Source organism: Sphingobium sp. FG58 (assembly GCF_057809055.1).
The window spans coordinates 29,655-45,466 of sequence record NZ_JBMDJF010000013.1; the positions used below are offsets into that span (position 1 = coordinate 29,655).

Consider the following 15,812-nt stretch of genomic DNA (forward strand, 5'->3'; position numbering starts at 1 on the left):
AAATCTACATAAATTTGCAATTTGGCAGAAATATTGTTATAAGCATATGAATTTAAAGAGATAATCTGAAGATTTGCGCAATTTCCGCCTCTTCCAGAGCGGATCGTCTGGCAAGGTTGATCGCATCAGTGTCCCGCATCGCCTTGCCGCCAGCCCGTCGCAATGGAGCCGGTCGAACTGCCGCTCATATCAGAAAAATGCGCATGCTGGCGCACCACGTCCAATTTCAGCCCCGGCTAGCACGGTATGCCGATCCGTAAAAATAGGACTTGAACAATACCAATGAATAACCTAAGTCGGAGTTGTGCATGATTCAACCCTCCACTACGGTCACCCGATTGGGATATCGACTTTTGCAGGGGGTATTATGGCGTCTTTTTCCGACCGGGTCGGGCAGTTGCGGGAAGACCTGCGGATCCCGCTCTATCTTCAGTTGCAACAGCTGGTTCGTCAGGCGATCGAAACGCGCGTCCTGGTTCAGGACGACCTGATACCGGCCGAGCGGGACCTGGCCGTCGAATATGGCGTTTCGCGCATCACCGTGCGCAAGGCGATCGATGGACTGGCCCAGGAGGGGCTGGTCGTGCGTCGACGCGGCGCGGGGACATTTGTGGCGGCCCGTGTCGAAAAAAGCTTTTCCAAACTCTCGTCTTTCTCGGAAGATATGGTGGCACGGGGGCGGCGGCCCAGCAGCGAATGGCTGATGAAGTCGGTTGGCCTTGTAACCCCCGAAGAATCGCTGTCGCTGGGCCTGTCGCCCGGCACCCAGGTTTACCGGTTCCAGCGTATGCGCTTTGCCGACGATGTGCCGATGGCGATCGAATATTCCACCATTGTCGGGCGCTGCCTGCCCGGTATCGATGCGGTCGGCGAGTCACTCTATGCCGCGCTGGAAGCGGTCGGCAACCGTCCCGTGCGGGCATTGCAGCGCTTGCGCGCGATGCATTTTCCGCTGGAACAGTGCAAGCGGCTGGGTGTCGAAACGGGTCATGCCGGGCTGTTCATCGAACGGCGGGGTTTCCTCGCCGACGGGGAAGCCGTCGAATTCACGCAATCCTATTATCGGGGCGACGCCTATGACGTCGTTGCCGAACTCAACGCAACTTAGCGCGGCGGGCCGCGCGTCAGGGGGTTTGATGTCCAACGTTGAGCTGCAATCGGGGCGATCCGCGATGTGGCTGGAAGCAGGTGAGGGAGGCGAATCCGTCGCGCGTTTCCTTCTTCGGAATGGCAAGGCGCTGGATGCGTTGTCCGAACGTCTGCGTTCCAGTCCGCCCAAATTGGTCATCACCTGCGCGCGTGGATCGTCCGATCATGCGGCGACCTATGGCAAATATCTGATCGAAACCTTGCTGGGTTTGCCGGTCGCCTCTGCTGCCCCGTCGGTAACATCGGTCTTTTCGACCGAATTTCAGCAAACCGACGCTTTGCTGATCGCCATTTCCCAGTCGGGCCGCAGCCCTGACCTGCTGTCGACCGTCGAACGCTACAAGGCGGCAGGCGCCTATGTGGTCGCGCTCGTCAATGACGAAAGCTCACCGCTGGCGACGATGGCCGATTGCCTGCTCCCGCTGTGCGCTGGCGCGGAAACATCGGTCGCTGCGACCAAATCCTTCATCGCCTCCATGGCTGGCCTGGCCGCGATCGCGGGATGGTGGAGCGATGACGCGCGCCTGCGCGACGCCCTTGACCGGCTGCCGACCCTGCTCGACATGGCCTATGAACTGGACTGGACACCGCTGGTCGATGCGCTGGCAAGCGCCAGTAATCTGTTCATCATCGGGCGCGGCTATGGCCTGTCGATCGCGCAGGAGGCGGCGCTCAAGCTCAAGGAAACTTGCGGACTGCACGCTGAAGGTTTTTCCAGTGCTGAGGTGCGCCATGGCCCGATGGCCATCATTGAAGAGGGATTTCCGGTGATCGCCTTCGCCACGTCGGACATGTCCGGCGATGATGTGCGGGCAGCCGCCACCGAATTTGCCGATCGTGGAGCGGACGTGCTGCTCGCCGATTGCCGGGCTGGCACATCCAGCGCGCTGCCGACACTGACGAGCCATGCCCTGCTCGAACCGATCCTCCTGATCCAGTCCTTCTATGCCGCCGCCGAAAGGCTGGCGCGCGCACGCGGGCTGGACCCTGATCAGCCGCCCTATCTGCGCAAGGTCACGGAAACCCGATGAGTATCACGGGATTTCACAATGGCTGCATATTGACGGGGCGGGACAGGCTCGACGGCGCGGCGCTTCACATTAATGGGCAGTTGATCAGCGAAGTCGTGCCCGGAGGCGCTCGATCGACCGATATTGATCTGGAGGGCGGCTATATCGTTCCCGGCTTCATCGATACGCAGGTCAATGGCGGCGGCGGCGTCCTGTTCAACGAACGGATCGACGTGGCGGGTATCCGGCGCATCGGGGAGGCCCATGCGCGATTTGGCACCACGGCCTTTCTGCCGACCCTGATCAGCGCCCCGCTGGACGATGTGGCGCTGGCGCTTGATGTCGTCGATCAGGCGATCGAGGCTGGCGTGCCGGGCGTGGTGGGCATCCATGTCGAAGGGCCATTCCTGTCGGATGCCCGGCGCGGTATCCATGATTCAGCGCATTTTCGGCCGTTGGATGAGGAAGCAGTCGCCCTGCTCACCCGCCCCAGATGGGGCATAGTCATGGTGACGCTGGCGCCGGAGAGCAATGATCCGTCAGCGATCGACGCATTGGTCCGCGCCGGGGTCATTGTCAGCATCGGCCATAGCGATGCCACTTATGCGCAGACCCGTGCTGTTATTGATGCGGGCGCGCGGGGCGTCACTCATCTGTTCAACGCCATGTCGCCACTGCATCATCGCGAGCCTGGCGTCGTGGGTGCCGTTCTGGAGGATGAAACGCTTTATTGTGGTCTGATCGTGGACGGCGCCCATGTCCATCCCGCCGCGATCCGCGTGGCGCTGGCGGCGCGTCCGCATGACCGGTTCATGCTCGTGACCGATGCGATGCCAACCGTCGGGTCCGATGACAAGAGCTTCGTCCTGAATGGCGAAAATATTCGAGTTCAAGACGGCGTGTGCGTCAATGAAGAAGGAACGCTGGCCGGCTCTGACCTGGACATGGCGCAGGCGGTGCGGAACATGCACCAGCTTGGCGTGCCGCTCGAAGAAGCGGTCGCGATGGCGACTGCCAATCCTGCCACTTTCCTCGGCCTGTCGGATCGCATCGGTGTGCTGGAACCCAATCACCGTGCAGATTTCGTCTGGCTGGACCGGGATCTTCGCGTGCGCGGCACATGGATTGGCGGCCAGCGCATTTTTTGAGGATGAAGGCTGCGGACGGCGAATTTTGGTGCCCGGCGGCTCGTCGGGATGAAGGGAACGCAATGGGATCGATCATCCTTACATCGCCGCTGCATGGTTGGGCCACGGTCATGGACGATGTGCCTGATGCCGTCTTTTCCGCACGGATGCTGGGCGATGGCATCGCTATCGAGCCGCTTGCCGGATTGCTTCATGCCCCATGCGATGGTGAAGTCCTGACCCTGCATAGCAGCGGCCATGCGGTGACCCTGCGCGGCGATGGTGGCGTGGAGGTGCTGATGCACCTTGGCATCGATACGGTCGCGCTGGACGGGCAGGGCTTTGATCCGCTGGTCGGGGTGGGGGATATGGTCACGCGCGGCCAGCCACTCATCCGGTTCGACCTGGATGCCGTCGCCCAGGCGGTGCCATCCTTGATCACGCCCGTCATCATCACCAATGCAGACCGTTTCCGCATCCAGCGGCGCGTGACCGGACAAATAGTCGGTGTCGGCGAAGGCATCTTACATCTGGAGCCGGTCGAAGCCGCCGTTGCGATCGTCCCGGAGGTGAATGGTGACACGCGAGCCATCGCAACTGTCACAGTCCCGATGGTCCACGGTATCCACGCCCGCCCCGCCGCGCGTATCGGAGAAACAGCCCGTACCTTCGTGGCGGCCAGCTGGCTGGTCAAGGACGGGTGCGAAGCCTCAACCCGCTCACCCATCAGCCTGTTGCAACTGGGTATTCGCCTGAACGACCAGATCGACGTCGTGGCAACGGGTGAGGATGCGGCGGCCGCTGTGGCCGCGATACGGGCGCTGATCGAGGGCGGGATGGATGAGGTCGAAGGGGGGGAGGTGTCCCCATCGCCCCCTTCGATCGAGCCGCAGCGCCGCGCGCTGCCAGATGGCGCAATGGGCGGCACGTTGGCCGCGCCGGGCTATTGCATCGGCACCGCCCGCTGGCTTCATGTCGCCGATATCGACGTGCCTGTCGACGGGGCGGGCGTCGAGGCGGAACGAGCCCGTCTCACCGCCGCGATCGACGCAGCGAGACAAGCCCTGGCGCAATCGGACGGGCCAGCGGCCGATGCGGCGATCCGTCGCGCCCACCTGGCCTTTCTGGATGATCCGGCGCTGCAACAGGGGGCCGCCACACACATCGATATGGGCCGCGATGCCGGTCATGCCTGGCGTCACGCCTGCCGCGACATGGCGGCATCGATGCGGGCCATGGGCGACGCCCGCTTTGCCGAGCGCGCCGACGACCTGCTAGATCTTGAACGGCAGCTATTGCAGATATTGACCGGTAGCCCCGCAGACTCCCTGTCCTTCCCGCCCGACACGGTCCTGCTCGCCGACGAAATGGTGCCGTCGCAGGTCATGGCACTGGACGCCCATGTCGTCGGGATCGGGCTGGCGCGGGGCGGCCCCACCTCCCATGTCGCCATCCTTGCCGCCAGCAAGGGCATTCCCATGCTGGTCGCGATCGGCGATCCATTGTCCGCGGTGACCGACGGAACACCGCTCATTCTCGATGCCGATGACGGCCTGCTCCACGCCGATCCGCTGCCGCCCATATGGGCTGACGCCAAAGAGAAAGTAGCCCGCCGGGCAGAGGCCCGCAGCGCAGCCGTCGCCAATGCCACCCAATCCTGCGTCAGCCGCGACGGCGTGCGGATCGAGGCGTTCGCCAATCTCGGTTCACTCCAGGACGCAGAAGTGGCCATGGCGCACGGGGCCGAAGGATCAGGCCTGCTGCGCACTGAATTTCTGTTCCTTGACCGGGACGCTGCACCCGATGTGCAGGAACAGGCGATCCTTTACGGCCAAATCGCGGCGAAGCTGGATGGGTGCCCACTCATCATCCGCCTGCTGGATATTGGTGGCGACAAGCCCGCCAGCTACCTGCCGATGCCGACCGAGGAAAATCCGGCGCTGGGTTTGCGCGGCATCCGCGTCGGTCTGGCTAGGCCGGACATATTGGACCAGCAATTGCGCGCGATCCTGTCCGTTGTGCCACACGGCCAGTGCCGCATCATGGTGCCGATGGTCGCTAGCGTCGATGAACTGCTGGCGGTCCGTCAGCGGGTCGATATCCTATGTCGGGAAATGGCGATCGGTCATCGGATCGAAGTCGGCGTGATGGTCGAAACCCCCGCTGCGGCGGTGACGGCGGCGATGCTCGCGCGCCATGCCGATTTCCTCTCGATCGGCACCAACGACCTTACCCAATATGCGCTGGCGATGGATCGCGGCAATCCGGCGGTCGCAGCGGGGGTTGACGGCCTCCATCCCGCTGTGCTGGGTCTGATCGCCCTGACGGCGGCGGGCGCGCGCAGTCATAAGCGCTGGGTCGGCGTCTGCGGCGGCCTGGCTTCGGACCGTCTTGCAATCCCGCTGCTGCTTGGCCTTGGCGTCACCGAATTGTCTGCCGCGCCGCATTTCGTGCCGGATCTCAAGGCGCTGGTGCGCCGACTGTCGATTGCCGAGTGTCGCCTCCACGCAGAAGCGGCGCTGCAACTGGAATCCGCGGCGCAGGTTCGCGCGCTGGCGCGGCGTTTTGAGGAAGGTCTGTCGCAATGAGAAGGATTGTCGGATCGCTCCAGCCGATTGGCCGCGCGTTGATGCTGCCGATAGCCGTCTTGCCGATCGCCGGGTTGCTGCTGCGATTGGGGCAGCCCGACCTGCTCGGCATTCCCCTTCTTGCCGCGGCGGGCGATGCGCTCTTTTCCAGCCTTGGCCTGTTGTTCGCGATCGGCGTGGCGACGGGCATCGCCCGCGATGGCAATGGGGCCGCGGCACTGGCTGGCGTTGTCTGCTATCTTGTGACGATGCACGGCGGCCGCGCCTTGCTTCAGGTGCCTCTGGACGTGACCGCCGGTCTGGCCGACGCGCTGGCGGACACTGTCGCGCAGGCGTGGAAGGCGAAGGCCTTTGCGCGCCTCGATGTACCCATCGGTATTGTGTCGGGCCTCATCGGTGGCACGCTCTATAACCGTTATGCCACGATCAGCGTGCCTGCTTTTCTGTCCTTCTTCGGTGGCCGCCGTTTCGTGCCGATCGTAGCCGGGGCGGCAGGGGTTGGCCTCGCCTTGCTGGTCGGCGGCAGCTACGCCCTGCTCGACGCCGGGCTGGATCTTGCCAGCCGTGGACTGGTCGCTTCGGGGCATCTGGGGCTGTTCGGTTTCGGTATCCTCAACCGCCTGCTGCTCGTCACCGGGCTGCATCATATCCTCAACAATGTGGCCTGGTTCGTGCTAGGCGATTTCAACGGCACGACGGGCGACTTGCGACGCTTCTTTGCCGGAGATCCCCATGCCGGGGCGTTCATGGCGGGATTTTTCCCCGTCATGATGTTCGGCCTGCCAGCCGCCTGCCTCGCCATGTATCGCGCGGCGCTGCCGGACCAGAAGAAGGCGGTGGGCGGTATGCTGCTTAGCCTGGCGCTCACATCCTTCCTGACTGGCGTAACCGAGCCGATCGAATTCAGCTTCATGTTTCTGGCGCCATTGCTTTACGCCATCCATGCGGTGCTGACCGGCATATCGATGGTTGTCATGGACCTTCTGGGTGTCCGGCTGGGCTTTGGATTTTCCGCTGGCCTGTTTGATTATCTGCTCAATTTCGGTCGCGCGACCCGGCCCTGGCTGTTGTTGCCGGTGGGGATTGCCTATTTCCTCATTTATTACGGCATTTTCGCGTTCGCCATTCGCCGCTTCAACCTCGCCACGCCCGGACGGCAGCCGGTCGAAACCCAACCCGAAACCGTCACGCAGGCCGACGCTCGCGGCGCAGCCTATCTGGCCGCTCTGGGCGGTAGCGCAAATCTGCAGACCATCGGCGCCTGCACGACGCGGCTTCGCCTGATCGTACAGGATCAGACGCTTGTGAACGATGCTGCGCTCAAGGCATTGGGTGCGGTCGCGATATTGCGTCCCTCGACGCAATCGGTGCAGGTGATCATCGGCCCGATCGCGGACCAGGTTTCGGAGGAAATCCGCCTGGCTGCTGCCCAGGGCGCGGCACCGCGCGCCTCTGCGCCCGTCCCGGCAACCTCGCCCCCATCCTCATCCGTCCAGGCGCGGGCCGACATCGTTGCGGCACTGGGTGGAGCCGACGCCATTGCCGACACGCGCCTGGTGGCAGGACGGCTGCGGATCGTCCTCAATCGCGCGGTGAATGTCGGAAGCCTCTGGACGATCGCTGATGTACATGGTGTCGCCCATATCGATGATCGGACGCTGCACATCATCGGGCAGGGGCTGACGCGCTAGGTAAGGGATCAGTCGATCCCTATCCCGTCCAGCGCGTCCAGCGCCAGCGCGACCGTTCCCAACGGCCCGGCCCGGTCGCCCAGTAACGGCGCGCTGACCACTGACGCGATGCTCGCCTCGTCAATATAGGGCAGATAGCCGCCCGCCAGCGTCACCACCTTTGCGCGCACCCGGTCCAGCAGGTCGGTCCGGCCCATGCCGACTCCGCCACCGATCAGCACCTGACGGGCCGCTACGTTCATCAGGATCGTGGTGATCATCTGGGCAATGTCGCTGGCCACAAAATCCCAGCGCGGGTCGTCGTTTGCGATGCTATGACCGGGCGTTCCGAAGCGCTTGGCAAGCGCCGGGCCTGAAACCAGCCCTTCGATACAGTCGCCGTGAAAGGGGCAGATACCGGGAAAATCGTCGCCCGGCGCACGCCGAACCTGTATATGACCAATTTCAGGATGCAGCGCGCCACGGACCGTATGGCCGTTAAAGGCGAAACCGCCGCCGACACCTGTGCCGATGGTGATATAGCATAGGCTGTCCGATGGCACGGCACCTTGCGCCCCCGCACCCCAGCGCAATTCGGCCAAGGCTGCGCCATTGACGTCTGTGTCGATCGTGGCCGGGCAACCGAACGGATCGGTCAACGTCCCATAGATGTCAGCCCCGGCCCAGCCGGGTTTCGGGGTGGGCAGCATGATGCCGAAATCCGGTGCCTGCCGGTCCAGCCGCAAAGGGCCAAAGCTGCCGATACCCATGGCCGCGAACGGCGTTTCCCCATGCCACGCGCATAATATGTCCAGCACCGACCCCAATGTCGTGGCAACGTCCGTGGTGGGGACGGTGCGAAGATCCATGATGTTTTCGCCGCGCGCGCGCAGGACCACGACCTTCGTTCCGCCCAATTCTACGCCTGCGACTATGGCCTGATTGGTCACCTTCATCTCCCTGCAATTCCACGTCGCTGTCTGCCGTCATCCCTGCCCATGCGCAGGCATGGAATTGGGACGCAATGGTCTATTCAGACGCGCGATCGACAAATCATGTCCCGCCATAATGCGAAAATTGGTATTATCGCAACTCGAACCTCGCTCTGGGTCGGCTCCCATCCGATTGCGCCAATGCCCAGATACATAAATCTGAACGCCAAAGGGGCTGGCACACGGCTAAATTGCTGGACCTCCGATCGACTCGACGCCTGTCCCGTTCGACATTTAAGCCGCGATTATAGCGGTCCAATTGCTGCGTGCAGCCGCTTGCCAGAGGGGCGAAAGCAAATTTTATATCTAAAAATTCAGCAATTTATGCCGGATATTGCTGCCAGTGCTTCGCTGATGTCATTTTTGTGTAGATTTTGCGAAATCTGAATATAACATGGACATAACCAAAGGGTGGGTTTGGTTATCATGACATATCCAATATTCATCCATTGGTGAAATCAGCAGGCCAGCAAATTGGCCGGGGGAGTCGTCGGTGCGTGGCACCGTAATAGGGGGATTTGTTCATGGCTTTGCGGCATATCGCGTTTCTGACAACCAGCGCACTTGTGGCGCTTCCCCTCACCGCCGCCGCGCAGCAGGCCGACGTCGCCGCAGCGTCGGGCAGCGACAGCGAAATCGTCGTCACAGGTTATCGCGCCAGTTTGCGCGACGCGATCGAGATCAAGCGCAAGGCGAACTCGATCGTCGATGTCATCAGTGCCGAAGATGTCGGCAAATTTCCCGACAGCAATATTGCAGATTCGCTGGCACGTCTGCCCGGCGTCACCGTTGATCGCCAATTTGGTGAAGGCGAACAACTGTCCATTGCCGGCGTCGAACCTGCACTTAACCGCCTGACGATTGACGGTCATTCGGTGGCATCTGCCGACTGGGGTGGCAACCCGTCCGACCGGTCCAGCCGCACCTTCAACTATTCGTTGCTGGCCCCGGCCATCGTCAGCCAGGCGATCGTCTACAAGACGCCGGAAGCCCGCCTCCAGGAAGGCGCGATCGGCGCCAGCGTCGATGTCGTCACGCGCAAGCCGCTGGATCTGGAAGCCAACACCTTCCGCTTCAACGGCGGCTACGAATATAATGACCGCGCCAGCCGGGGCAGCTTGCGCGGGTCGGCGCTTTACAGCTGGAAGAACCAGGACGAAACCTTCGGTGTCCTGGCTGCCGTCAATTATGACAAGGAGCAGCTGAGCCGGGCGGGCGTCGCGACCTATTGGTATCGCACCGGTGCCGCACTGCTGGAACGTTTTTCGCGGGATGCCGCTGGTAATATCCGGTTCGGTGCGGACGGACGCGCCGTCGATGGCCCGCTCATCAATGGCCAGCGTCCGACGGCGTCACAACTGAGCGAGTTCAGCGATGCCCGTTATGCGTCATTCCTGGCCCGCGAATTCTTCAAGCAGGAACGCGAACGCATCGGTTTCAACGGCGCTGTCCAGTTCCGCCCGGCCGACAATCTGACCCTGACCGGCACCGCGCTCATCATCCGCGGCAATTACGACAATGTGTCCAACTCGATGTACACCTATGGCTTTGAAGGATCGCGCCTGATTGAAGCCGAATATTCCAACGGCCTGGTCACCTCGGCAACCTTCGCGGGTATTCCCGACGGCCAGAATGGCGCGACCGGCCAGCTGGACACCAACTTTCGCCGCACCCGCGTCAAGAATGACACATTCTCTGCGATGCTGGACTGGCAACCGGAAGGCTGGCTGATCACCGGCAACGCCGGCTATACCAAGGCTAGCGGCGGCAAGGACCCGGAATATCTGCTCGATTTCCGTACCAAGCAGGGCTTTACCGCTGGTGCCAATGGCAAGAACACGACCGTCGATTGGGACTCGGCGGCCAGCGATCCAACCAAATGGCTCAGCAACTTCACCGCAGTTGGTGGTGAAAATCTCAGCCCTTCGGATCAGGCGGCCAATGGCGGCGTAGCCTTTTTCGGTCGGCAGATTGGCGGCATTCCGCTCCAGTCGGGTTTCACCAAGGATGACGAAAAATTCGGCGAACTGAATTTCAAGCATGACGTCAACTGGGGACCGGTCACCCACCTGCTGTTCGGCGCACGCTTTGCCGACCATTCCAACAGCAACACGACCTTCAGCAACGCCGTATTCACCAACCAGAATTTCACACTGGGCGACCTCGATTATTACGTTCTCGACAAGGATCTGTACAAGGGGCTTGGCACGACCGGAAACGGCACGCCCTATGCCACCTTGGATAGGGACGGCATCATTGCCGCGCTTGATGAATATGGCAATGTGCAGATCGACCGTGGCCTGGCGAAGAATGAATATTTCAAGGTCGATGAAAAGATCGGCGCTGCTTATGTCCAGGCCAATTTCGAGGCTGGCAAGCTGCGCGGCAATGTCGGCGTCCGCTTCGTTCATACCAAGGACGTTTCCAACTTCTATGTTCAGAGCAACGGCATCTATGAACTGACCCGCGTTTCCAGCAGCGACGATCGTTTCCTTCCTTCGATCAACCTCATCTACGATGCCGGGGATCAGGTGGTGTTGCGTGCTGCTGCGGCAAAGGTCATGGCCCGTCCCCGCTATTCCGACCTTGCAGGATCAATCTCTCTGGACGATGCGACCCGGTCTGGCGGTGGTGGCAACCCGGATCTCAAACCCTATGCCGCGACCAATTACGGCCTGTCCGCCGAATGGTATTTCGCACCGGGCAGCTTCCTGGCGGCCGAAGTCTTTTACCGCGACATTTCCAACTATGTCGGTAACGCGGTGGAGGACGGCGTAACCTTCACCAATCCGGTCACCGGCCAGACGCTGGACTATTCGATCTCCCGTCCGGTCAATGGCGGCAAGGCGAAGGTGACCGGCTTCTCGCTGTCGGGCAATGCCAATTTGATCGCGGGTTTCGGACTCCAGGCAAGCTATACATTTGCCGACGCCGAAACGCCCTTCGCCAATGGCCTGCCCTATCTGTCGCGCAGCACCTTCCAGATCTCGCCCTATTTCGAAAGCGGCCCGATCCAGGCGCGCGTCAGCTACAACCGCCGGTCCAAATATTTCTACCGTTTTGGTCGCCAACAGTCGCAGGATTATACCGCCGCCTATCGCCAGGTGGATGCGCAAATTTCCTATGCGATCTCGGAAGCGATCCAGTTGACCGCGACGGCCTCCAATCTGCTGGACGAAACCTATTATCAATATAGCTCGACGCCGTCGGCACCGACGTCGATCTACAAGAACGGACGTGTTTTCTCCACAAGCGTCAGCGTCCGCTTTTAATCCCCTCCAGATGTGCCGATTTAACCCGTCCCTCCATTGGAGGGGCGGGTTCTTTTTTGTCGACACGCCTGAAATCGAGCGCGCAACCGTCCGGGAAGATCGACCTTCGATCTAATCATGGCAACAGGTTGAACCCCGCTTGACGATCGGACGCGCCTGCTCAATCTTGCGCGAGTGAGCGAACCCGTCATCGATCCCGCGCCTTTGCGTTCTGGCCCCTCGGTCGTGCTGTCGGCGCGACCCGAAGCGATCCGGCTTGACGCCGCAACCACGGCGGTCATCGTTGTCGACATGCAGAACGCCTATGCCAGCAAAGGCGGCTATGTGGACGAGGCCGGTTTTGATGTCGGCCCGGCGGCCAGCGTCATTCCCAAGATCGCGCAAGTCATCGATGTGGCGCGCGCGGCGGGGATGCCGGTGGTGTTCCTGCAAAATGGCTGGGATTCGAACTATGTAGAAGCAGGCACGCCGCTGTCCCCCAATTGGCACAAATCCAATGCGCTCAAGACGATGCGCGCGCGGCCGGAGCTGGCCGGGCAGTTTCTGGCGCGGGGCGGTTGGGACTATGAGCTTGTTGATAGCCTGAATGTGCATGACGGCGACCTTCGCGTCCACAAGCCCCGCTATTCGGCCTTCTTCAACTCGCAACTCGATTCCGTGTTGCGCGCACGCGGCATCCGTACGCTGATCTTCACTGGCATCGCCACCAATGTCTGCGTGGAATCGACCCTGCGCGACGGCTTCCATCTCGAATATTTCGGCGTACTGCTGGAGGATGCGGTGCATCATCTGGGACCGGACTTCATCCGTCAGGCCAGCCTCTACAATGTCGAAAAATTCTTCGGCTGGGTCAGCAATGTCGCCGACTTCCGCACCGCTGTCGGGCAGCTGCCACCAAAGGAGTCTTGATGCCTTTCGAACCGATCAACCCGCCGCAATTTCCAACGCCCATCGCGCCTTATTCGGCCGGGGCCAAAGCGGGCAACACTATCTATGTGTCGGGCGTGCTGGCGCTGGGCGAAGGTGGTTCGGTCCTGCATGTGGGCGATGCCGCCGCGCAGACGCGCCATGTGCTGGACGTTATCAAGATCACGGTGGAAGCCGCAGGCGGCACCATGGCGGACATCGCCATGAACCATATCTTCCTCAAGGATCTCAACGATTATGCCGCTTTCAATGCGGTCTATGCTGAGTATTTTCCGGGCGACAAGCCAGCGCGCTATTGCATCAAATGCGAACTGGTAAAGCCCGACTGCCTGGTCGAAATCGCCTCGGTCGCCCATCTTGGCTGAGGCCTCTGGCCTTTATTATGAAACGCACGGGAGCGTGGATGCGCCGCCACTGATCCTGTCGAGTGGCCTTGGCGGCTCGGCGGGTTATTGGGCGCCCAATCTTGGGGCGCTGGCGGAGCATTTCCGCGTCATCGCCTACGACCATCGCGGCACTGGCCGCAGTGACAGAACACTGCCCGACACCGTATCGGTCGAGGAGATGGCGAGGGACGTGACCCTGCTCATGGATGCCATCGGTATCGAGCGCGCGCATATCGTCGGCCATGCGCTGGGCGGGGCGATTGGCATCGAAACCGCCATCCGCACAGGACGGATCAACCGGCTGGTAGTCATCAACGGCTGGCGCTCACTCTCGCCGCATACAAGGCGCTGTTTCGCCGCACGCCTCGCGCTGCTGCATGGCGCGGGCGAGCGAGCTTTTCTCGAAGCGCAGCCGCTATTCCTCTATCCGACCGACTGGATCGCCGCGCATGATGGCGAACTGACCGCCGACCTGGACCACCACCTTGCGACGTTCCCCGGCGTCGAGAATAGCGCCAAACGCATCGCCGCGGTGCAGGCCTATACGCCCGATCCGGCAGGGCTGTCGGCGCTTGAACATCTGCTCGCCATTGCCACTCGCGACGACTTCCTCGTCCCCTTCGCCACAGCGCTCGATCTCGCCGCGCCGGTCAAGCAGGCGACAACCGCCACCTTTGATTGGGGCGGCCACGCCTGCAACGTGACCGACCCGGACGGGTTCAATCGCCTCATTCTCGAATTCCTCAGGAGGTAAAGTCCATGCAGGTCGGCGTTTTCGTTCCCATCAACAATAATGGCTGGCTGATCAGCGAGAACGCCCCGCAATATCTGCCGAGCTTCGATCTCAACAAGGAGATCGCCCAGCGCGCGGAGAAATATGGTCTCGATTTCCTGCTTTCGATGATCAAGCTGCGCGGCTTCGGTGGCAAGACGCAATTCTGGGAATATGGCCTTGAAAGCTTTACGCTGATGGCGGGCCTTGCGGCGGTGACGGAGAAGATCAAGATCTTCGCCACCTGCCCCACGCTGATCATCCCGCCCGCCTTCGCCGCGCGCATGTGCAATACCATCGACAGTATCAGCCACGGTCGTTTCGGGCTTAATCTGATCACGGGCTGGCAGCCGCCCGAATATACGCAAATGGGTCTCTGGCCGGGTGAGGAGCATTTCCGCAACCGCTACGACGTGCTGGATGAATATGCCCGCATATTGCGCGAATTGTGGGAAACCGGGCGATCGGACTTCAAGGGCCAATATTATCAGATGGACGACTGCCTCGTCCGCCCCCAGCCGCAAGCGGACATGAAAATCATTTGCGCTGGATCGTCCGATGCGGGGCTGGCTTTCTCGGCAAAATGGGCGGACTATGCCTTCTGCCTAGGCAAGGGCGTCAACACGCCGACTGCCTTCGCTTTCAACAATGACCGGTTGGCCAAATTCACGGCGCAGACCGGCCGCGACGTGTCGGTTTTCGTGCTGGTGATGGTGATCGCCGCCGAAACCGACGAGGAAGCCATGGCCAAATGGCGGAGCTATAATGACGGTGTCGATCTGGAAGCCATAGCCTGGCTGGCCGATCAGGGGGCCAAGGACACGGTCAATACCGACACCAATGTGCGCCAGTTGGCTGCGCCGGAAGGTGCGGTGAACATCAATATGGGTACGCTGGTCGGCAGTTACGAAAGCGTAGCACGCATGTTGGACGAGATGGCACAAGTGCCGAACACCGGCGGCGTGCTGCTGACCTTCGACGATTTCCTGGAAGGCGTGGAGGCATTTGGCACCCGCATCCAGCCGCTGATGAAGAGCCGCAGCCCGATAAGCCATGGAGACCAATAAACTATCCCTGGCCCCCTGCCATAGGGCGCTTATTCCCGTTGGCCGCCATTCCAGCTGATTTCGCTCGCCGCAATGATCGACTGGCCGCGCATGATCGACCAGAGGCGATGGGGGGTCTTGGGGTCCCAGTCGATTGCCTGGCCCTCCGTCGCGATGGGAATGGTGGCCAGCAACTCCAGCGTCGATCCGGCGCTTGGCAGGCGCATGACATATAGCTCCGGCCTGTCATGCCCCGTAACATAAAGTTGCCCGCCCGCGCCCCAGCTCATGCCCGAACAGCTGAAAGGGGCAAAGCGCGCCAGCACCTCGGCGGGAAACAGCCAACCGCGCATTTGCCGGAAATCATCATCAAGCTGCACCAGCGTCGTATAGCGATGGTCGCGGTCGGCCTCTTTGCCCTTCCCGTCATAATTGGCGAACATCGCCCACCATGTCCCGTCATGCCGATCTAGCGCGGTCAGCGATCCTGGCCCCATGCCCAGGCTGATGCTGCGGACATGGCGCAGGCTTTTGGTATCGAAGATTTCAACAGCGCTGGTCTGCGGCACGGCGGGATAGTTGGACGCCGCGCATATCAGTTCGCGGCCTACCGCCGTGCAGCTGTTCATATGCGGAAAAAGTCTCCGGTCGCCTTTCCACTGCGCGATACGCACGCCGTCGCTGATCCGATATTTGCCGATCCGGTCATTGTCGATGGCATAGATATGGACGCCATCGGACGCGACGCCCTGCCGCGCTTCCTCGGCGGCTATGCGCAAGGTGACCGGCGCGCTGGTCGCAGGAGGCAGCGACGCTGCCACGCCCTGAACGGCAAGCAGCACTGGCAGGAGGAGGGGCGCAAACATGACCGAC

At 61.6% G+C, this 15,812-nt stretch carries 12 protein-coding genes; 10 read left to right on the forward strand and 2 right to left on the reverse strand.

Features of this window, described 5'->3' with window-relative positions; translation table 11 throughout:
• The first annotated feature begins 367 nt into the window (after positions 1-367).
• The 5 genes from ACODR8_RS14625 to nagE all read left to right on the forward strand — a co-directional run bounded on the left by ACODR8_RS14625 (position 368) and on the right by nagE (position 7,565).
• The gene (locus ACODR8_RS14625; protein ID WP_489007930.1) at positions 368-1,108 is read left to right on the forward strand and encodes a GntR family transcriptional regulator; all 741 of its coding nucleotides are present in this window, start codon (positions 368-370) and stop codon (positions 1,106-1,108) included.
• Between the two features lie 28 nt (positions 1,109-1,136).
• Positions 1,137-2,180 (forward strand): SIS domain-containing protein, encoded by a 1,044-nt coding sequence (locus ACODR8_RS14630; protein ID WP_489007931.1) that lies wholly within the window; start codon positions 1,137-1,139, stop codon positions 2,178-2,180.
• Positions 2,177-3,307 carry an N-acetylglucosamine-6-phosphate deacetylase gene (gene nagA, locus ACODR8_RS14635; RefSeq protein ID WP_489007932.1) on the forward strand — a complete coding sequence of 377 codons (1,131 nt, stop codon included), beginning with the start codon at positions 2,177-2,179 and terminating at the stop codon, positions 3,305-3,307. Before ACODR8_RS14630 ends, nagA begins: the two co-directional genes overlap by 4 nt.
• Positions 3,308-3,369: 62 nt before the next feature.
• Positions 3,370-5,874, forward strand: coding sequence for a phosphoenolpyruvate--protein phosphotransferase (ptsP, locus tag ACODR8_RS14640; RefSeq protein ID WP_489007933.1), 2,505 nt, complete (start codon positions 3,370-3,372; stop codon positions 5,872-5,874).
• Complete coding sequence (gene nagE / locus ACODR8_RS14645; protein WP_489007934.1) at positions 5,871-7,565, forward strand: N-acetylglucosamine-specific PTS transporter subunit IIBC; 1,695 nt, start codon at positions 5,871-5,873, stop codon at positions 7,563-7,565. Before ptsP ends, nagE begins: the two co-directional genes overlap by 4 nt.
• A gap of 8 nt (positions 7,566-7,573) precedes the next feature.
• Here the strand turns inward: nagE and ACODR8_RS14650 are convergent, their stop codons facing one another.
• A complete protein-coding gene (locus tag ACODR8_RS14650) occupies positions 7,574-8,479 on the reverse strand; it encodes an ROK family protein (RefSeq protein WP_489007978.1) in 906 nt (301 codons plus the stop codon).
• Positions 8,480-9,060: 581 nt separating this feature from the next.
• Between ACODR8_RS14650 and ACODR8_RS14655 the strand changes: the two genes are divergently transcribed.
• From ACODR8_RS14655 to rutA, 5 genes are all read left to right on the forward strand, one after another.
• Positions 9,061-11,808 (forward strand): TonB-dependent receptor, encoded by a 2,748-nt coding sequence (locus ACODR8_RS14655; protein ID WP_489007935.1) that lies wholly within the window; start codon positions 9,061-9,063, stop codon positions 11,806-11,808.
• A gap of 174 nt (positions 11,809-11,982) precedes the next feature.
• Complete coding sequence (rutB, locus tag ACODR8_RS14660; protein ID WP_489007936.1) at positions 11,983-12,717, forward strand: pyrimidine utilization protein B; 735 nt, start codon at positions 11,983-11,985, stop codon at positions 12,715-12,717.
• Positions 12,717-13,100 (forward strand): pyrimidine utilization protein C, encoded by a 384-nt coding sequence (gene rutC / locus ACODR8_RS14665; RefSeq protein ID WP_489007937.1) that lies wholly within the window; start codon positions 12,717-12,719, stop codon positions 13,098-13,100. Before rutB ends, rutC begins: the two co-directional genes overlap by 1 nt.
• A complete protein-coding gene (rutD, locus tag ACODR8_RS14670; protein ID WP_489007938.1) occupies positions 13,093-13,875 on the forward strand; it encodes a pyrimidine utilization protein D in 783 nt (260 codons plus the stop codon). Before rutC ends, rutD begins: the two co-directional genes overlap by 8 nt.
• A 5-nt stretch (positions 13,876-13,880) precedes the next feature.
• On the forward strand, positions 13,881-14,960 hold the full coding sequence (gene rutA / locus ACODR8_RS14675; RefSeq protein WP_489007939.1) for a pyrimidine utilization protein A: 1,080 nt from the start codon (positions 13,881-13,883) through the stop codon (positions 14,958-14,960).
• 29 nt (positions 14,961-14,989) lie between these two features.
• Here rutA and ACODR8_RS14680 read toward each other — a convergent pair whose 3' ends face one another.
• Entirely contained in the window at positions 14,990-15,805 is an 816-nt protein-coding gene (locus ACODR8_RS14680) for a hypothetical protein (RefSeq protein WP_489007940.1), read from the reverse strand.
• Between the last annotated feature and the right edge of the window lie 7 nt (positions 15,806-15,812).